Source organism: Streptomyces sp. NPDC039736 (assembly GCF_055596485.1).
In genome coordinates, this window is the sequence record NZ_JBVIUQ010000003.1 from 416,750 (window position 1) to 434,970 (window position 18,221).

At 73.4% G+C, this 18,221-nt stretch carries 15 protein-coding genes; 10 read left to right on the forward strand and 5 right to left on the reverse strand.

Annotation, left to right across the window (positions count from 1 at the left end):
* Window position 1: 1 nt before the first annotated feature.
* The 8 genes from mmsB to ACZ56L_RS11345 all read left to right on the forward strand — a co-directional run bounded on the left by mmsB (window position 2) and on the right by ACZ56L_RS11345 (window position 10,913).
* On the forward strand, window positions 2-1,234 hold the full coding sequence (gene mmsB, locus ACZ56L_RS11310) for a multiple monosaccharide ABC transporter permease (RefSeq protein ID WP_345227794.1): 1,233 nt from the start codon (window positions 2-4) through the stop codon (window positions 1,232-1,234).
* 337 nt (window positions 1,235-1,571) lie between these two features.
* The gene (locus tag ACZ56L_RS11315; RefSeq protein WP_471063334.1) at window positions 1,572-4,205 is read left to right on the forward strand and encodes a hypothetical protein; all 2,634 of its coding nucleotides are present in this window, start codon (window positions 1,572-1,574) and stop codon (window positions 4,203-4,205) included.
* A gap of 7 nt (window positions 4,206-4,212) precedes the next feature.
* Window positions 4,213-4,581, forward strand: coding sequence for a hypothetical protein (locus tag ACZ56L_RS11320; RefSeq protein ID WP_471063336.1), 369 nt, complete (start codon window positions 4,213-4,215; stop codon window positions 4,579-4,581).
* The gene (gene grpE, locus ACZ56L_RS11325; RefSeq protein ID WP_471063338.1) at window positions 4,578-5,261 is read left to right on the forward strand and encodes a nucleotide exchange factor GrpE; all 684 of its coding nucleotides are present in this window, start codon (window positions 4,578-4,580) and stop codon (window positions 5,259-5,261) included. Before ACZ56L_RS11320 ends, grpE begins: the two co-directional genes overlap by 4 nt.
* A gap of 44 nt (window positions 5,262-5,305) precedes the next feature.
* Window positions 5,306-7,807: an Hsp70 family protein gene (locus tag ACZ56L_RS11330; RefSeq protein WP_471063340.1), complete on the forward strand. Its 2,502-nt coding sequence runs from the start codon at window positions 5,306-5,308 to the stop codon at window positions 7,805-7,807.
* 51 nt (window positions 7,808-7,858) lie between these two features.
* A complete protein-coding gene (locus tag ACZ56L_RS11335; protein WP_471063342.1) occupies window positions 7,859-8,803 on the forward strand; it encodes a pseudouridine-5'-phosphate glycosidase in 945 nt (314 codons plus the stop codon).
* A 161-nt stretch (window positions 8,804-8,964) separates the two neighbouring features.
* Complete coding sequence (locus ACZ56L_RS11340; protein ID WP_471063344.1) at window positions 8,965-9,933, forward strand: carbohydrate kinase family protein; 969 nt, start codon at window positions 8,965-8,967, stop codon at window positions 9,931-9,933.
* A gap of 170 nt (window positions 9,934-10,103) precedes the next feature.
* Window positions 10,104-10,913, forward strand: a complete 810-nt coding sequence (locus ACZ56L_RS11345; protein WP_468687110.1) for an NAD-dependent epimerase/dehydratase family protein — start codon at window positions 10,104-10,106, stop codon at window positions 10,911-10,913.
* Window positions 10,914-11,016: 103 nt separating this feature from the next.
* On the opposite strand, the gene ACZ56L_RS11350 is transcribed toward ACZ56L_RS11345, so the two are convergent.
* Together ACZ56L_RS11350 and ACZ56L_RS11355 are read right to left on the reverse strand one after the other, a co-directional pair.
* Window positions 11,017-11,340, reverse strand: coding sequence for an L-rhamnose mutarotase (locus ACZ56L_RS11350; RefSeq protein ID WP_345227770.1), 324 nt, complete (start codon window positions 11,338-11,340; stop codon window positions 11,017-11,019).
* Between the two features lie 102 nt (window positions 11,341-11,442).
* Window positions 11,443-11,940: a winged helix-turn-helix domain-containing protein gene (locus ACZ56L_RS11355; RefSeq protein ID WP_471063346.1), complete on the reverse strand. Its 498-nt coding sequence runs from the start codon at window positions 11,938-11,940 to the stop codon at window positions 11,443-11,445.
* An 82-nt stretch (window positions 11,941-12,022) separates the two neighbouring features.
* Between ACZ56L_RS11355 and def the strand changes: the two genes are divergently transcribed.
* Both def and ACZ56L_RS11365 read left to right on the forward strand, forming a co-directional pair.
* A complete protein-coding gene (gene def, locus ACZ56L_RS11360; RefSeq protein ID WP_345228011.1) occupies window positions 12,023-12,676 on the forward strand; it encodes a peptide deformylase in 654 nt (217 codons plus the stop codon).
* A gap of 67 nt (window positions 12,677-12,743) precedes the next feature.
* The gene (locus ACZ56L_RS11365; protein ID WP_471063348.1) at window positions 12,744-13,814 is read left to right on the forward strand and encodes a YihY/virulence factor BrkB family protein; all 1,071 of its coding nucleotides are present in this window, start codon (window positions 12,744-12,746) and stop codon (window positions 13,812-13,814) included.
* Window positions 13,815-13,929: 115 nt separating this feature from the next.
* Here ACZ56L_RS11365 and ACZ56L_RS11370 read toward each other — a convergent pair whose 3' ends face one another.
* From ACZ56L_RS11370 to nirB, 3 genes are read right to left on the reverse strand one after another with little or no spacing between them, the layout of a single operon-like run.
* On the reverse strand, window positions 13,930-15,276 hold the full coding sequence (locus tag ACZ56L_RS11370; protein ID WP_471063350.1) for a nitrate/nitrite transporter: 1,347 nt from the start codon (window positions 15,274-15,276) through the stop codon (window positions 13,930-13,932).
* Window positions 15,277-15,285: 9 nt separating this feature from the next.
* On the reverse strand, window positions 15,286-15,669 hold the full coding sequence (locus ACZ56L_RS11375; protein ID WP_471063352.1) for a nitrite reductase (NAD(P)H) small subunit: 384 nt from the start codon (window positions 15,667-15,669) through the stop codon (window positions 15,286-15,288).
* Complete coding sequence (gene nirB, locus ACZ56L_RS11380; RefSeq protein WP_471063831.1) at window positions 15,666-18,209, reverse strand: nitrite reductase large subunit NirB; 2,544 nt, start codon at window positions 18,207-18,209, stop codon at window positions 15,666-15,668. Before nirB ends, ACZ56L_RS11375 begins: the two co-directional genes overlap by 4 nt.
* Between the last annotated feature and the right edge of the window lie 12 nt (window positions 18,210-18,221).

Genomic DNA, 18,221 nt, shown 5'->3' on the forward strand with positions numbered 1-18,221 from the left:
CATGACCACTGCCACTCCCCTGCGCGAGGACGCACCGGCCGGGCCGCCGTCCGGACGTCCGGCCGCCCTCACCGCCCTCCTCGACAGCATGCGCACGAACATGCGCCAGTACGGCATGCTCGTCGCCCTGCTGTTCATCGTCGTCCTCTTCCAGATCTGGACCGGCGGCACGCTGCTCCTGCCCAACAACGTCTCCAACCTGATCCAGCAGAACGGCTACATCCTCATCCTGGCCATCGGCATGATGATCGTCATCATCGCCGGGCACATCGACCTCTCGGTCGGCTCGCTGGTCGCCTTCGTCGGCGCGATGTCCGCCGTGATGATGGTCAAACAGGACATGCCCTGGGTCCTCGCCCTGGCCCTGTCCCTGCTCATCGGGGCCGTCGCGGGCGCCTGGCAGGGCTTCTTCATCGCGTACGTCGGCATTCCGTCGTTCATCGTGACGCTCGCCGGAATGCTGCTGTTCCGGGGCCTGACCCAGATCGTCCTGGAGGGCCAGTCCCTGGCCCCGTTCCCCGAGGGCTTCCAGAACATCGCCAAGGGCTTCATTCCGGAGATGGGCCCGTACACCCAGTACCACAACCCGACCCTGGTCCTCGGCGCGCTGGCCCTCGTCGTGCTCCTGTACCGCGAAGTCCGCGACCGCAGGCGCGAGTCGGCGTACGCACTGGAGGTCGTGCCGAAGAGCCTGTGGATCGCCAAGTGCGTCGCCATCGCCGCCGCCGTGATCGCGTTCACCCTCACGCTCGCCAGCTTCCACGGCGTCCCCGTCGTCATGCTGATCATGTGCGCGCTGCTCATCGGGCTGGGGTACGTGATGCGCAACGCGGTCATCGGACGTCACGTCTACGCGCTCGGCGGCAACAAGGCCGCGGCGAAGCTGTCCGGCGTCAAGGACAAGCGCGTCGTCTTCCTGGTCTTCGTGAACATGGGCGTCCTGGCCGCCCTCGCGGGCTGCGTCTACGCGGCACGCCTCAACGCGGGCACCCCGCAGGCCGGCCTGAACTTCGAACTCGAAGCCATCGCCGCCTCGTTCATCGGCGGCGCGTCGATGAGCGGCGGCGTCGGCACGGTCATGGGCGCCGTCATCGGCGGCCTGGTGCTGGGCGTCCTCAACAACGGCATGTCGCTGGTCGGCATCGGCACCGACTACCAGCAGGTCATCAAGGGCCTCGTCCTGCTCGCCGCGGTCGGCTTCGACATCTGGAACAAACGCAAGGCGGGCCGCTGACGGCCCGTCACCCCGTGTCCCGGGAGCGGGACGTGTGCGCGGGCCGCAGTCCTCCGGTACGCACCGGCAGGGGCGGAACACGTGCGCGGGCCGCAGACCTCCGGTGCGCACCGGCGCGACAGGTGCGCCAACCTCACCTCACCGGGCACCCCTCCCGCGGCCTGGCGGGCGAAGCACGCCTCAGCGGGGCCTCCCGCACGGAGAAGATCGGCCTTACTCCGCGCCTCGTCAGGACGTATGCTTCGCCTGCGTGCGCAGAGCCCAGGGTGCCGTCTGCCTCAGCGACGCCTCCCGGGCCCCCACCGCGCTGATCCGTTGCCTGTGTCGGGGGAGCACAGTGACATCACAGCACTCCGGCGCCGCCGCCGGAGGGGACGAGCGGGCCGCTGCCGGCGCCTTCGGGAAGGCCGTCGCCGCGTACGCGCGCGAGGACTTCGCCGCGGCCGTCGGCCATCTGCGCCTGCTCGACCGGGACGGACCGGTGCCCGCACACCGCGCGGCAGCGCACGCGGCCCTCCACGGGGCGCTCGCCGCCCGGGTCCGCGACTGGGGGCGTTGCTACGACTGGTACCTCGCCTCCCTCGCCCCTCACGACGCCCGGCTCACCCTCCAGGTCTCGGGTCCGTGCTCCGTCGCGGACTGCGGCAGCGTGGCCGCCTCCCGCTGCGGCCAGTGCGGCGGGGGCTGCTGCTTCGCCCACGGCGTGCGCCACGGCGACGGGGCGCACCGCTGCCTCCCCTGCCTGAACCTCGCGCTGACCAACCTGGCCCAGGCGGCCGTCCTCACCGCACGGACCGCGGAGGCCGTGCGCGTACTGCGGTCCTGGGCACGCCCCGACGACCCGTCGGCGGCGAGCGAACTGCTGCGCGGCCTCGCGCCCGCCGACCGCGCCGAGACCGACTCACTCGTCAGCGCCTTCTTCCCGTACGGCACCCGCGCCGCGCCCCCGCCCCCCGCGCACCGCACCTCCCGCCAGCACGTGTGCACCCTCGCCCTCCACCGGGCCCTCACCCGCGGCGGCTACCCCGAGTGGGAGCGCGTCGGACGCCCCACCGCCCGTGACATCCAGGGCCACGCGTCCGCCCTGTACGGCCAGTCCTCCGCCGGTACGGCGCGCCGCCTCACCGCGGCAGGCAACCACCTGGGCGCGTGGCGGCACTGGCTCGCGATCTGGCGGACCCGGCCGTTCGACCTCGCGTCGGCCCACGGCCTCGGGGTCGCCGCGCTCCGTCTGCTGGCCTCCGGCGCCCCCCTCGACCGGGACGACCGCCTCGCGGCCACCCGGCAGAGCGTGACCTGCTGGGCCGCCGCACTGCACTCGCCCGCCTGTCGCACCGCCATGCGGGAGGTGTGCGGGGAGGACTTCGAGGACGGCGTCTGGGCGACCGCCGTCGACACCCTGCGCAGCCGGATCACGCAGCTCTGCCGCGACCAGGACCGGGCCGGGGGAACCGCCCCCCACCGGTCGCTGGAGCTGAGGTGGCGGCTGGAGTGCGAGGCCGCGAGCCGCTGGGCCGCGCTTCCCGCGCGGGACGCCCCCGCTCCCGCCGCCCCGGGCTTCTTCTGCGGGCCGCTCTACCTGGACGAGGTCGGGGCACTCGGCGCGAACTGGAGCCGGCGCGTGCGGGAACTCCGGGACGCCATGCCTCGCACGCGGCCGGCCGGGCAGGGAGGTCTCGTGCCGGCGGAACTCTTCGGCCCGGACGCGGTGCTGGCGACCCTGCTGCGGGAGGGGCGCTGGCAGGAGGTGATCGACGCGGTCGAGGAGACCCGCCCGGACTGGCGGGTCCGGGCGGCGGCGGCGCGCAGCGGGACCCGGGCCGGGTCCGGCCGCTCGCGCCCGGGCCGTACGGAAGCGGATGACGAGGCCGCCGCCCTGAGGTTCCTCGGCGCCGCCCATGCCCGGCGGGCCGGGGAGCACGCCCGCGGCAGACGGTGGTCGCAGTCGCTGGGCGACTTCGAGGAGGCGCTGCGGGCGGGGCAGGACGTGACCCGGTACGCCGACGAGATCTGCCGGGCCGCCGTGGGGGCCGGGACCACCGTGCGCGGGCAGGTCAAGGAAGGGCACGCGCAGGCGGGCTTCCTGGAGCGGGGGCTCCGGCTGGCCCCGGGCGACCGGGAGTTGAGGCGCAACCTGACCGCCGTCTCGCTCCGTCTCGCCGAACAGGCCGAGAGGCGCGGCCACCGGGAGGAAGCGGAACGACGCTACCGGCGCGCCCGGGAGCTGTCCCCCGAGGACCCCCAGGCGAGAGCCGGCCTGGCCAGGACCGCACGAGCGCCCGGCGCCCCGCCCGCGCCCCCGGCCCCCGCGCCGCCCCCGCCGCCGTCCCGCCCGGCGACCGGCACGGCGACCGGCACGGCACCGGTGGACGCGGGAGCGGGGGCACGGAACGTGCCGTCCGGGGTCGGCTCCGTGAAGTGGCTGATCGCCGAGGCCCTGCACCAGGAGGCCCTGGGCCTCGCCCGCGCGGGCCGCCGCGACAAGGCCCTGGCCGTGATGCGGGAGGCCGCGTCCCGACTGACCGGCCACCCGGACACGCGGTTCTCCGGCCAGTCCCCGGAAGTCGACGTGGCGCGCGGGCTGTGGCGTGAGCGGCGACCGTACCGGGCCTATGACGAGCCGAGCCTTCGCGCGCACGCGGAGACCCTGTGGCTGTCCCTCTCGTACCACCCGCTCGAAGAGAACACCGGCCTCCCCGACGTCCTGGCCAAGTGGGCGAGCGCGCTGCTGGCACGGAGCGCGTACGACGAGATCATCGCGCTGCGGGAACGCTGCACGGGTGCGGAGGGGGACCTGACGGAGTTCCACGAGATCCTGGTGCACGCCTACCGGTTGCGCGCGATGCGGCGGCGCCGGGCGGGCGACCCGGCGGGGGCGGAGCGGGACTCCGAAGCCGCCCGGGCCGTCCAGGGGCGCGCCCGGCCGAGAAAGCAGGACACCCCCGAAGTCGACCCTCCCGAAGGCGTGTGATCCCGCGATGACAGCACAGCCGAACCCGCCCCGCGCCCCCCGCCCGCCCGACGAGGGCGGGCCCGCCGCCTTCGGCCCCACCCCGTACGACGTGCTCGGCCTCGCTCCGGGGGCCGACGCCGGGGCCGTCAGGGCGGCACGGCTGAAGGGGATGGCGGATCCGAAGCGGCGCGGCGACGTGTCACGCGCGGCCAACGCGCTCGCCAGGCCGAGCGGCCGGCTGAAGGCAGCCCTCCTCACCCCGCTGCTGGGTTCGCTGTCGGAGGAGGAGCTGACCTCCCTGGTCCTGGAGGCGGCCCGGCACCTGGTGGACGACCTGCCCCCGCTGATGCCGGAACCCGACCGGTTCGGCCCGTTCCCCAGGAGCGATTCGTGACCCCGCCCGCCTCCCCCTCGGAACACTCCTCCTCCCCGGAACACTCCTCGCCCCGGGGGCCCGAGTCCCCGGCACGGGCGCTGCCCACCGAACAGGACCGCCGCGTCCAGCAGTTGACCTTCCGCGCGCAGGCCCTCGAGAAGAAGCGCGCCGCGGTGGAACGCACGCTGCGCGACCTCCTCGAAGGTCTCCTGGAGGTCGACGACATCCTGGCCGACGCCGTACGGCGCACCACGGCGGACGAGGCGAACGGAACGGACGGAACGGGCCGCCCGGGAACGGCGCAGGCCGGGCCCGGACTCCTGGAGGAGCAGCTCGGGGCCGCGCACCGGGTCCTGCGCCGGGGTCTCCTCGCCGCCGGGGTCGAGCCGATGGACCTGGTCGGGAGCAGGGCGGTGCCGAGCATCTCGCGCGTGGTGGCCAGGGAGCCCCGCGCGTCCGTGCCCGCCGACACGGTCCTGGAGGAACGGGTGACCGGCTTCTACGCGGACCGCGAGGTGCTGCGCGAGGCCCTCGTGGTGGTCGCCGTACCGGGCCGGGACCCCGAACCGGAACCCGATCCCGAGCCCACGGCCGAGCCCGATGCCGCCTCGCCGACGGCCGCCCCCGTACGGCCGCGGCGTCAGCCCCGTCGTCCCAGCCGCCACAAGCGCCGCAAGCGCCGCAAGCGCCGCACCTGACCCCCACTCCCCCTTCTGGCTCCGCGGAAACGAAGGTACGCACCGTGCACAGAACCCTCGGCATCGACCTCGGCACCACCAACTCCGTGGTCGCCTGGATGAAGAACGGCGCCCCCGAAGTGCTCCCCGTCGCGAACGACCGCCTCAGCACGGCGTCCGCCGTCGGCGTCACGGAGGACGGCGGTCTGCTCGTGGGCCAGGAGGCCCTGCGCTGGCTGGACCGGGACCCGGGCAGGGTCGTCACCTCGGTGAAGCGCTTCATGGGCCGCACGTTCGGCGAGGCGGCAGTGCAGGAGGCGCTCGGCCGCATGGGCGAGGCGGCGGCCCGCTTCAGCGAGGGCGGCGACGGCGGCATCCTGATCCGCCTCGGCCCGCACCGGTACACCCCCGTCCAGATCTCCGCGATCATCCTGCGCCGGCTCAAGACGGACGTGGAGTCCCGCCTCGGCGTCGTCTTCGACCGCGCCGTGATCACCGCCCCCGCGTACTTCGGCGAACGCCAGCTCGCGGCCACCCGCGCCGCGGGCGAGCTGGCCGGACTCCACGTCGTACGCGTCCTGGTGGAGCCGACCTCGGCCGCGCTGGCCCACGGACTGACCCGGCCCCAGGACGCGGCCCCGGCCACCTTCGTCGTGTACGACCTGGGCGGCGGCACCTTCGACGTGTCCGTCCTGAACACCGCGCCCGGCTACCTCGACGTCATGTCGCTGGGCGGGGACAACCTGCTCGGCGGCACGGACTTCGACGACCTGCTGGCCGCCCGCATCGAGGAGCGCTGGCGCAACGACAGGAACCCGCAGGACTACGTGCCCGCCCCCGCCGACGGCCACCGCCTCCGCCGGGCCGCCGAGCAGGCCAAGATCCGGCTCTCGCTCGCGCAGGCCACGGACGTCACCGTCTCCCCCCTGGGCACGCACGGCGCGACCCTCGAACAGCGCGTGGACCGTCCCGTCCTGGAAGCCCTGATCGCGGCCCCGGTCGCCGCGACCATGGACCACACCGCCCGGGCCCTCGCCCGCATCGACCACCTTCCGCAGGACGTCGAACAGGTGCTGCTGGTGGGCGGTTCGAGCGCGATCCCCCTCGTACGGGAAAACCTCGCGGCGATGTTCGGCGAGGAACGGCTGCGTACCGACATCGACCCCATGCACTGCGTGGCCCTGGGGGCGGCGGTGCAGTCGGCCCTGCTGGAGGAGCTGACCTGCGCGGCCTGTCACGCGGTCAACCCGGTCGCGGCCGACGCCTGCGGCGGCTGCGCGGCCCCGCTGGTCGGCGTGCCGACGGTGGACTGCCCGGGCTGCCACGTCCCGGCCCCGTCCGGCAGCGCGGCCTGCCCCGTCTGCGCCGAGGACCTCTCCGCCCTCACGCCGCCCCCCGTGCGGGCCACGGTCGTCGAGTGCGCGCGGTGCGGCGAGGAGAACCCGGCGGCGGCGATGCTGTGCGCCCTCTGCGAGGAACCGCTCCCCGGCTTCGCGGGCCTGAAGTGCCCGAGCTGCGGAATGGTCAACTCCGCGGGCCTGAGCGCCTGCTCGCACTGCGACAGGGAGTTCGCGGTCTCCACCCCGCTCGAAGTGACCGCCCTCCCCTTCGGCATCCAGCAGAAGGACGGCTCCCTGCGCGTCCTGGTCGAGGCGGGCGAGTCCTACCCCACCGACTGGCACGTCAAGGACTTCCAGCTCACCGGCCGCAAGGGCGACATGCTGGAGATCCTCCTGCGCGAGGGCGACCAACAGCCCGCCCACCTCAACGACCTCTGCGCCAGCCACACCCACGAGATCGAGGAGGACATCACCGGCACCCGTTCCCTGGTCATCAGGACCCGCCTCAACAGCGACCGCATCATCGACCTCGAATTCCGCATCGACAACGGCGACTGGCACGCGGTCGAGCTCAACCGCAACCCCCTGACCAGCAAGTTCCGCGGCCGCGTCCTGAACGTCCACCGCGACTACGTCACCTACCTCGCCAACTGGCGGCACGAACTCGAACAAGCCGAACTGGCGCAGTTCGAGGAAACGGAACAGCGTCTGCGCGCCCTCCTCGCCGGAGGCAGCACCAGCGGCACCCTGGACCACCTCCTCGACGACGCCCGCCGCCGCCGCGAACAGCAGGACACGGTCCGCTGGGCCTGCGCCCTCTCCGCGCTCTACCCCCGCTACGTCCCGCACCTGATGTCCGCCGACGACCTCGAAACCATGCGCCGCGGCAACGCGGAGATCCGCGCCCTCCGCAAGGACGGCGACCTCCCGGGCGCGTGCGCCGTCGCCGAGGAGATCATCGCCCTCAAGGACCGCCTCGGCCACGACCTCTACCGCATCCTCTCCACCATCGCCTCCGCCTCCCAGGGCCGCCTCTCCTCGGCCCTGTCCCGCCGCGTCCTCGACGTCGCCGCCCAACTGAAGGAAGCGGCCTCCGCCAACGACCCGGCCACCCGCGACGCGGCCCTCTCCCGCATGACCGACCTCCACGGGGACGCCTTCCGCGAACTCCAGCAACAGGAAGCCCCGGACCGCCGGACCATCCGCCCGGAGGGGGTCGGGGACTGAGGAGGTCGTACCGGTGGTTTGCGCCCGCCCCACGCGCGCCAGGGATGGGGCATGGCATCCCACACGCCCACGGCCGGCCGTCGACGGTACGAACCCACGCTCTCCGCGGAGGCGCGCGACGCTCTCGCCGCCCACCGCCCCGTCGTCGCCCTCGAATCGACGATCATCGCGCACGGCCTGCCGCGCCCCCGCAACCTCCGGGTCGCCCTGGAACTGGAGGAACTCGTACGGTCCGCCGGGGCCGTCCCCGCCACTGTCGCCGTCCTGGACGGAAGCGCCCGCGTCGGCCTGACCGAAGGGGAGTTGAAGAGGGTCGCCGACGACCCGGAGATACGGAAGCTGGGCCACCGGGACCTGGCACCCGCGCTGGCGACGGGCGCGAGCGGAGCGACGACGGTGTCCGCCACGGCGTTCCTGGCCGTCCGGGCGGGGCTGCGGGTGTTCGCGACCGGGGGACTCGGCGGCGTACACCGGGAGTGGACCGAGACCCAGGACGAATCCGCGGACCTGCGGCTGCTCGCACGCACCGGCATCACGGTCGTCTGCGCCGGGGTCAAGTCGATCCTGGACGTTCCGGCCACGCTCCAGCGCCTGGAGACGCTCGGCGTGGGCGTGCTCGGCTACGACACCACGCGCTTCCCCGGCTTCTACCTCGCGTCTTCGGGCGTGCCCGTCGACTGGACGGTGCACACCCCCGAGGACGTCGCGGAGGTGATGCGGGCCCGGGACGCGCTCGGCGGCCCGGAGTCGGCGCTGATCGTCGCCAACCCCGTCGCCGAGGCGGACCAGTTGGATCCGGAACTCCACGACCGGGTGCTGGCAGAGGCGCTCGAAGCGTGCCGGGAGCAGGACATCACGGGCCAGGCCGTCACCCCGTTCCTGCTCGACCACCTGATGCGGCGTACGGCAGGAGCATCCCTGGAGGCCAACCTGGCGGCGGTACGCGGAAACGTGGCACTGGCCGCCCGGATCGCGACAGCGGCGGCGGCGGGGTGACCGGAGGCGCGGGGAGCGAGGACGCGGGAAGCAGCGACCCGGTGACCGGAGGCGCGGGAAGCGGGGACGCGGGGAGCGGGGACGCGGTGGCCGGGGGCACGGGAAGCGGGGACGCAGGGAGCAGCGACCCGGTGACCGGAGGCGCGGGGAGCCGTGGCGCCGTGAAAGGTGACCGGGGGAAGTATGCCCCGGGGAGCCGTGGTGGCGGCCTGCTCGTCATCGGGGACGTCGTCACGGATGTGGTCGTACGGCACGCGACGCCTCCCGCCCGGGGCACGGACACCGCGGCCCGCATCCGCACCCTGCCCGGCGGCGCCGGGGCGAACGTCGCCTGCTGGGCGGCGCGCTGGGGCTGCCGTGACGTGCGGCTGCTCGCACGCGTCGGCACCGATTCCGCCGCCTGGCATCTGGACGCCCTGCGCCGCGCCGGAGTGCGGGCGGAGCTCGTCGTCGACGAAGAGGCGCCGACCGCCACCGTGGTCGCCCTCGTCGGCGCCGACGCCGAGCGCACCTTCCTCACCGACAGCGGCGCGGCCCTGCGTCTGTCCTCCGCCGACTGGTCCCCCTCCCTCCTCGACGGCATCGGCCATCTGCACGTCTCCGGTTACCTCTTCTTCGCCCCGGCCAGCCGTGCCGCCGCCCTCCTCGCCCTGCGGGAGGCACGCCACCGGGGCATCCCGACGAGCGTGGACCCCGCTTCCGCCGGCTTCCTCGCCGAACTGGGAGCCGACCGCTTCCTGGCCGCCGTCGACGGCGCGAACCTCCTCCTGCCCAACGCCGACGAGGCCCGCCTGCTGACCGGCCTGCCCGAACCCGCCGACGCGGCAGCCGCACTGAGTCGCCGCTTCCCTCTGGTCGCGGTCACCCTCGGCGTCCACGGCGTGCTCCTGGCCGTCTCCGGAGCGGTGAGCGCGCACGTCACGGCCGAACCGGTCCGCGCTCCGGTCGACTCGACGGGCGCGGGCGACGCCTTCACCGGCGGTTTCCTCGCCGCGCGCCTTGCCGGGGCGGCCGCCGCGGAGGCGGCCGCGGCGGGCTGCCGTTCGGGCGCGGAAGCGGTCGCCGGGGTGGGCGCCCGTCCGCCGCGACACCGCGCCCCGTCCTGCTCCTCACCGCGTCCGCCCGAGTGAGTCCCTTCGTCCCGTCGGCCTGAACCCCTCTCCGTTCCACTCCGCCCCGTCGTGCCGGTGGAGCCGGGGTCCGCGCGCGCCCGAAGAGTCGGTGGGATTGACAGAGTCCCGCGAGGAAGCATAGAAAGCGCTTTCTGAAGCAGATTTCTCCGCCCTGAGGAGCCCTCCCCGTGCCAACCCCCCGCACCGTTCTGCTCACCGGCGCCGCCGGTGGCCTCGGCACGTTGATGCGGGAGCTGCTGCCCGCCTACGGATACCGGCTGCGCCTGCTGGACCTGCGTCCCGTGGACGGCGCGCCGGACGCGGTCGTCGCCGATCTGGCGGACCGGGAGGCGCTGCGGGAGGCCGTCCGGGGGGTGGACGCGGTCGTCCACCTGGCGGGCATCTCGTTGGAAGCCCCCTTCGAGAAGGTCCTGCGCGCCAACATCGAGGGCACCTACCACCTGTACGAGGCGGCCCGCGAAGCCGGCGTGGGGCGGGTGGTGTTCGCGTCCAGCAACCACGCCGTGGGCTTCACCCCGCGCCCGGCGGCGGGCGGCGATCCGGTCCCCGTCACGGCGCCGCACCGGCCGGACACCTTCTACGGGCTGTCCAAGTGCTTCGGCGAGGACCTCGCACAGCTGTACTGGGACCTGCACGGCCTGGAAACCGTCTCCGTGCGCATCGGTTCCTGCTTCCCGGAGCCGACGTCGGTCCGGATGCTCTCGCTCTGGCTGAGCCCCGCCGACTGCGCCCGGCTGCTGCACGCGGCCCTCACCGCCGAGGACGTGGGCCACACGGTGGTGTACGGGTCCTCCGCCAACACCCGGCTCTGGTGGGACCTTTCGAGCGCGCGGGCGCTGGGCTACGTACCGCGGGACGACTCCGAGCCGTACGCCGCACGGCTCATCGCCGAGCACGGTGAGCTGTCGGACGACGATCCGTCGCAGACCCGCGTCGGAGGGCACTTCTGCGTCGAGCCGACCCTGTGGCCGCACTGAGGCGCCCGGCGTCCGGCGGGGGGCCTGTGCACCGCCGAACGCCGACGGGCGTACCGGGCACGTGCGGGGAGCGCGGTTCGGCGCTCGCCCGCGGGCGTCGGATTCACTCCATGAGGAAGACCTGCTCCGTCGAAGCCCACCACTCCCCCTCCCGCGCCTCCGGCACCCGTTCCTGGCAGGGATCGGTGAGCTTCCACCACTCCTGAGTGGCCGGGTCCTCGCCGATGGCCGCGAGGTCGGCGGCGAGGTCGTCGCCGTGGTACTCGAAGTAGCTGAAGAGCCGGTCGCCGAGCAGATGTATCGAGTAGTTGGCGATGTGCGCGGCGCGCAACCGGGCGAGCACCGGACCCGGCACCGCCGCGTGCAGCTCCTTGTACTCCGCGAGCTTCTCGGGCCTGACCCGAATGACCTGCGCGACCCGCTGCACGGGACCACCTCCTGCACGAGAACCAATGGGAGAAGCTGGGGATGAACCTATAGGAAGTCCCCGTCCGCGCAGAGGCCGGTGGTGCCTCGCACCGCACTGAGGTCAAGCCCGGGGCGGGCGTGAGCGACGGGGCTCCGGGGGCAGGGCGTGCGGCGCGACGGTGACCGTCGTCGGGGTGGTGTCCGGTGCCGGGACGCGGTCCCGGAAGGCGGTGAGCAGGTCCCGTACGGAGGCGGTCAGTTCGGCGCACTCCTGCGGGGTCAGGTGGAGCACCTCGTGGAGGGGGAGGACGGCGGGGGCCGACGGCGGGACCCCGTCGGACTCCCAGCGCAGGCGCCACGGTTTGGCGCGGCCGCCCGGGTGGGGGGCCTCCTCGATCAGGCCGTGCCGGGCGAGCTGGCGCAGGTGGAAGGAGCAGAGGCCGGAACTCTCGCCGAGGCGGGCGGCCGCCTGGGTGGAGGTCAGCGTGCCGGCCTCGGCGAGCAGGTCGAGGAGGGCGATGCGCAAGGGGTGTTCGGGGAGGGTCCTGGGCGCGCGCGGAAGCGGAGCCGCGCGGCGGAGCAGGTCGCGGGCGGCGGATTGCTGGATCTCGTCGGTCACTTTGCAAAGGGTGCTACTTTGCAAAGCGATCGGCAAGCTCACCGCGCGCAGTCGCGCGCCGCAGTGGTGGAGGGTGACGGAGATGGGGTTCGGCGAGATCGCGCCCGACCGTCGGGTACGGGTGCAGGGCGAGCCCGTGGCGTCGTATCCGAGGATCGCGCCGGAGGTGGAGCGGGGTGCGGTGCGCCGGATCACCGTGGTCGGGGAGGAGATCCTGCGGCGGCGGTGCCGGGAGGTCGTGGAGTTCGGGACGCCAGGGCTCGCGCGGCTGATCGACGACATGTTCGCCACGAACCAGGTGGCGGAGGGGGCGGGGCTCGCCGCGAACCAGATCGATGTGGACCTGCGGGTCTTCGTCTGGGACATGACGGACGACTGGGGAGTGCGCCACGTCGGGCACATCGTCAATCCGGTGCTGGACGAGGTCCCGGCGGACGAGCGGGAGTTGGTCGAGGAGACGGAGGGGTGCCTCTCGGTCCCCGGTCCCTACCGCATGGTGCCCCGACTCGGCCGGGCCGTCGTGCGGGGGCGGGACAAGGAGGGGAAGCCGCTGGTGGTGGAGGGGCGGGGGTACTTCGCCCGGTGCCTCCAGCACGAGACGGACCATGTGAACGGCCGCCTCTATCTGGACCGGCTCGCCCGGCGGGAGCGGAAGACCGCCCTGCGGGAGATGGAGGAGGCGAAGGAGGAGGCGTTCGCGCGGCGGGCCGCCAACGCGGCGAAGTGGGGGAAGTAGGTGACGTCCGGCGCGCGGCCGGTGATTCTCCGGGTCAGGCGCCCTGTACGGGGGTACCCGGCACGGCATGACAGACAGCCGTGACAATCAGCGTGAGAAGGTGTCGGGCCCCCGGCCGGGCGACGAGCCGGTCCCGCGCTCCACCGATGAACCAGATCCACGCTCCGCCGACGAGGCGGACAGCCCCACTGACTTCGCCAAGCACTCCTGGTGGGCCGTGCTCAAGCGCACCGGCAAGGAGTTCCTGGACGACGAACTGGCGGACCGGGCGGCCTCGCTGACGTACTACGGCGTGCTCTCCGTCTTCCCGGCGATCCTGGTGCTGGTCTCGCTGCTCGGTGTGGTCGGCGAGTCCGCGACGAAGACCGTGCTCGACAACATCCAGAGCCTCGCGCCCGGCGCCGTGAAGGACATCCTCACGCAGGCGGTGCAGCAGCTCCAGAACAGCGGCGGCACCAGTGGCGTCGTCGCGATCGTGGGTCTGTTCGCGGCGCTGTGGTCCGCGTCGGGTTACGTCGGCGCGTTCATACGCACCTCGAACGCGATCTACGACATGCCGGAGGGGCGCCCGGTGTGGAAGGTGACCCCGCTGCGGGTGGGGCTGACGGTGGTGCTGATGGTGCTGCTGGCGACCAGTGCGGTGATCGTGGTCTTCACCGGCTCCCTGGCGCAGTGGGCCGGGGAGGCGATCGGGCTCGGCAGCGAGGCGGTCACCGTGTGGTCGATCGCCAAGTGGCCGGTGCTGCTGGTGCTCGTGGTACTGATGATCGCCCTGCTGTTCTGGTCGGCGCCGAACGTGCGCGGGCGCGGGTTCCGCTGGGTCAGCCCGGGAAGCGTGCTGGCCGTGGTGCTGTGGCTGGCGACGTCCGGCGGCTTCGCGTTGTACGTCGCGAACTTCGGCTCGTACAACAAGACCTACGGAACCCTCGCGGGTGTGATCGTCTTCCTGATCTGGCTGTGGCTGTCGAACCTGGCGGTGTTGCTGGGGCTGGAGTTCGACGCGGAACTGGCCCGGCAGCGGGCCATCAGCGGCGGGCTGCCGGTCGAGGAGGAGCCGTACGTCGAACCGCGTGACACCCGCAAGTGGCCGGCCCGGCTGCGCCGCAAGCAGAAGCAGAGGCAGACGGCACAGGGGTAGCTGCAGGCCCGGTCGCACCGGCTTCGGGGGTTTTGGCGGGTTGCGTTCTCTGGGCATGGCCACCACCTGCCGTCCGTAGCTTCGGGGTGTCCGGGCCACCAGCGCCGATCCGGTGTCAGGCCGCTCCGCGCCGCAGGTACACCCCCCAGGTGAGCACCAGGCACAGCACGTAGTACGCGAGGAACGCCAGGTACGCCGCGTCCCCGGAGCCTTCCGTCAGGAAGGACTGCCGGAACGCGATGTTCACCAGCACCCCGCCCAGCGCGCCCACCGCGCCCGCGATGCCGATCACGGCACTCGCCCGGCGGCGGGAACGGTTCGAGGCCCCGGCCGGATCCGCTCCCGCCGCCGTCTCGCGTTCCGCCCGGGCGTGGAAGATGCCGGGGATCATCTTGTACGTCGACCCGTTGCCGAACCCGGAGAAGAGGAAGAGGGCGACGAAGCCGGTCAGGAACAGCGGCAGCGATCCGGCCCGGGACGCCACGAACACCAGCAGCGCGCCCGCCGCCATCGCCGTGAAGTTCCAGAAGGTGACCCGCGCCCCGCCCCAGCGGTCGGCCATCGCCCCGCCGACGGGCCGGGCCAGCGAGCCGAGCAGCGGCCCGAGGAAGGTCAGGTACGCGGCGCTGACCGCCGTCGGGAAGTCGGCCGCGAACTGCACCAGCAGCACCTGCCCGAACGCGAAGCCGAAGCCGATGAAGGAGCCGAAGGTGCCGATGTAGAGCAGCGACATCACCCAGGTGTGCGGCTGCCGGGCGGCCTCGCGCAGGGCGCCCCGGTCGTTGCGCAGGGCGGGCAGGTTGTCCATGCGCAGGGCGGCGGCGACCGCCGCGAGCACGATCAGGGGTACGTAGAGGAGCGGTACGAGACGGGGGTGCCCGGCGCCCGCCGTGGCGAGCACCAGCAGGCCGAGGAGTTGGACGGCAGGCACGCCGAGGTTTCCGCCGCCCGCGTTGACGCCGAGCGCGCGGCCCTTGAGGTGCTGGGGGTAGAAGGCGTTGATGTTGGCCATCGAGGAGGCGAAGTTGCCGCCGCCGATGCCCGCGACGGCGGCCACGCACAGCAGGGTCGTGTAGGAGACGCCGGGTTCCAGGACGTACGCGGTGAGCAGGGTCGGGAGCAGCAGGGCCAGGGCGGTGACGACGGTCCAGTTGCGGCCGCCGAAGACCGCCACCGCGAAGGTGTACGGGATGCGCAGCGCCGCGCCGAAGAGGGTGGGGACGGCGGTCAGCACGAACTTTCCGGCCGGGTCGATGCCGTACTCGGGGCCGAGGAAGAGCACCAGCACCGACCACAGGCTCCACACCGAGAAGCCGATGTGCTCGGAGAGGACCGAGAAGACCAGGTTGCGGCGGGCGACCCCGGCGCCGGTGGCGGCCCAGAAGGCGGGGTCCTCCGGTTCCCACCGGTCGAGGGGAGGGCGGGTGGCGGTGGCCCGGGGCGGGCGGACGGTGGTCGTCATGGGGCGCGCCTAGCTTCCGTGGGTGGGCGGGGAGTCGGTGCGTACCGGCCAGACGGGGAGGGTGGCCGGGGTGCCGTCCGGGGTCGCGTCCTCGTCCAGGCAGACACCGGTGCGCAGGTCGAAGGCCTGCTTGTACATCGGGGAGAGGACGACCGGGACACCGTCGCGGCTGCCGAGGAGGCCGCGCGAGAGGACGTACGCACCGCTGAACGGGTCGCGGTTGCCGACGGCGTGGACGGCGCCGGCCCGGTCGCGGTAGAGGGCGATCTGTTCGCCGCCGACGAGGGCGGCGACTCCGCGCCCGGGAACGAGGGAGTCGTAGAGGACGACGGGGAACCACGCGTCCCCGACGGCCACTTCGACCATCGCCGAAGCGACGGGGGTGCTGGTCATGCGAGGGTCCTCACTTCCAGGGCGGGACCGGCGACGAGGGTGTCGGCCGGGCGGATCTGCTCGCGCTCCGGCACGAAGCGGATGGTGGGGTCCGGGGTGCCGGGGGCGTTGACGAAGGAGACGAAGCGGGCGAGGCGGTCCGGGTCGTCGAGGGTGGCGCGCCACTCGTCCTCGTACGCGGAGACGTGGCGGCTCATCAGGTCGTCCAGGTCGGCGCAGATGCCGAGCGAGTCGTCGACGAGCACGGCCCGCAGGTGGTCGAGGCCGCCCTCCATCCGTTCGACCCAGGGGGCGGTGCGCTCCAGGCGGTCGGCGGTGCGGATGTAGAACATCAGGAAGCGGTCGATGGTGCGGATCAGGGTGGCGTGGTCGGCGTCGGTGAGGAGGAGGTCGGCGTGGCGCGGAGTCATGCCGCCGTTGCCGCCGACGTAGAGGTTCCAGCCGGAGGAGGTGGCGATGACGCCGAAGTCCTTGCTCTGGGCCTCGGCGCATTCGCGGGCGCAGCCGCTGACGGCGGACTTCAGCTTGTGAGGGGCGCGCAGGCCCCGGTAGCGGAGCTCCAGCTCGATGGCGAGGGCGACGGAGTCCTGGACGCCGTACCGGCACCAGGTCTGTCCGACGCAGGACTTGACCGTGCGCAGGGACTTCCCGTACGCGTGCCCCGATTCGAAGCCGGCGTCGACCAGCCGCCGCCAGATCAGCGGGAGTTGGTCGACGGACGCGCCGAACATGTCGATCCGCTGGCCGCCGGTGATCTTCGTGTAGAGGCCGAAGTCGCGGGCGATCTCGCCGATGGTGATGAGTCCGGCCGGGGTGACCTCGCCGCCGGGGATGCGGGGGACGACGGAGTAGGAGCCGTTGCGCTGGAGGTTGGCGAGGAAGTGGTCGTTGGTGTCCTGGAGGGCGGCCTGTTCGCCGTCCAGGATGTGGCCCGACACGCCGTCGCCGAGGGCGGGGCCGAGGGAGGCGAGGACGGAGCCGACGACGGGTTTGCAGATCTCGCAGCCTTCGGAGGTGCCGGACCCGGGGGTGCCGTGCTCCTCGATCAGGCGGGCGAAGGTGGTGATGCCCCGGACGCGTACGATCTCGTAGATCTCGGCCCGGGTGAGGTCGAAGTGCGCGCACAGGCCACGGCTCAACTCGACGCCCTGCGCCGCCAGTTCGTCGTTGACCAGGGTGGTGAGGAGCTTCACGCAGGAGCCGCAGCCGGTGCCCGCGCGGGTGCACTTCTTGACCGCCGGGACGTCCGCGCAGCCGGTGTCGGCGACCGCCGAGCGGATCGCGCCCTTGGTGACGTTGTGGCAGGAGCAGACGACGGCCTCGTCGGGCAGCGCCACCGGACCGGGCGCGGCGCCGATGGAGGCGGGGAGGACGAGCTGCTCGGGCGGGGCGGTGAGGGGGGTGCCGGACAGGGCGAGCGGGCGCAGGAGGTCGTACGACTCGGTGTCGCCGACCAGGACGCCGCCGAGGAGGGCGCCGTCGGCGCCGATGACGAGCTTCTTGTAGACGCCCTCGCGACTGTTGGCGTACAGCACTTCGAGGGAGTCGGCGGTGGCGCCGTGCGCGTCGCCGAAGCTGGCGACGTCGACGCCCAGGAGCTTGAGCTTGGTGGAGAGGTCGGCGCCGGTGAACTCGCCCTGATGACCAGTCAGTTGCGCGGCCACCGCTTCCGCCATCGCATAGCCCGGGGCGACCAGGCCGTACACCCGGCCGTCGACGGCGAGGGCGCATTCGCCGATGGCCCAGACCGCCGGGTCCTCGGTGCGGCAGTGCGCGTCGACGGTGATGCCGCCGCGTTCGCCGACGGGCAGGCCGCAGTCGCGGGCGAGCTGGTCCCGGGGGCGCACCCCGGCGGAGAAGACGACGAGGTCGGTGTCGACGGTCGCGCCGTCGGACAGCACCATGCCGGTGACGGTGCCGTCGGCGGCGGTCTCGACGCTCTGGGTGCCCGCGCCGGTGTGGACGGTGACGCCCAGCTCCTGGATCTTCTCCCGGAGTACGGCACCGCCGCCGTCGTCCACCTGGAGCGCCATCAGGCGCGGGGCGAACTCGACGACGTGCGTCTCCAGGCCCATCGCGCGCAGCGCACCCGCCGCTTCCAGGCCGAGCAGCCCGCCGCCGACGACCGCGCCGACGCGGGCGTGCTCGGCGGCGGCGCGGATCGCTTCGAGGTCCTCGATGGTGCGGTAGACGAAGCAGCCGGGGGCGTCGTGGCCGGGAACCGGCGGCACGAAGGGGTAGGAGCCGGTGGCCAGCACCAGGGCGTCGTACGGGAAGACCTGCCCGGTGCGGGAGGTGACCGTGCGGGCCTCGCGGTCGACGGCCGCGGCGGGGTCGCCGAGGCGCAGGTCGATGCCGTGCTTGTCGCCGAACTCCGGTTCCCAGAGCGACAGTTCGTCGGCGCTGGTGCCGGAGAACCACGAGGTGAGGTGGACCCGGTCGTACGCGGGGCGGGGCTCCTCGGCGAGGACGGTGATCCGCCAGGCGGGGGCGTGGCCGCCGCGCTCGGCGAAGGCTTCGAGGAAGCGCTGGCCGACCATGCCGTGGCCGAC

Excerpts from the sequence above, each read along its gene's own strand:
- ACZ56L_RS11365 (WP_471063348.1), top strand. The coding sequence starts at position 12,744 with ATGACAGACAGCCGTGACAATCAGCGTGAGAAGGTGTCGGGCCCCCGG.
- ACZ56L_RS11370 (WP_471063350.1), bottom strand. The coding sequence starts at position 15,276 with ATGACGACCACCGTCCGCCCGCCCCGGGCCACCGCCACCCGCCCTCCC.
- mmsB (WP_345227794.1), top strand. The coding sequence starts at position 2 with ATGACCACTGCCACTCCCCTGCGCGAGGACGCACCGGCCGGGCCGCCG.
- ACZ56L_RS11320 (WP_471063336.1), top strand. The coding sequence starts at position 4,213 with ATGACAGCACAGCCGAACCCGCCCCGCGCCCCCCGCCCGCCCGACGAG.
- def (WP_345228011.1), top strand. The coding sequence starts at position 12,023 with ATGGGGTTCGGCGAGATCGCGCCCGACCGTCGGGTACGGGTGCAGGGC.
- nirB (WP_471063831.1), bottom strand. The coding sequence starts at position 18,209 with ATGGTCGGCCAGCGCTTCCTCGAAGCCTTCGCCGAGCGCGGCGGCCAC.
- ACZ56L_RS11335 (WP_471063342.1), top strand. The coding sequence starts at position 7,859 with ATGGCATCCCACACGCCCACGGCCGGCCGTCGACGGTACGAACCCACG.
- ACZ56L_RS11375 (WP_471063352.1), bottom strand. The coding sequence starts at position 15,669 with ATGACCAGCACCCCCGTCGCTTCGGCGATGGTCGAAGTGGCCGTCGGG.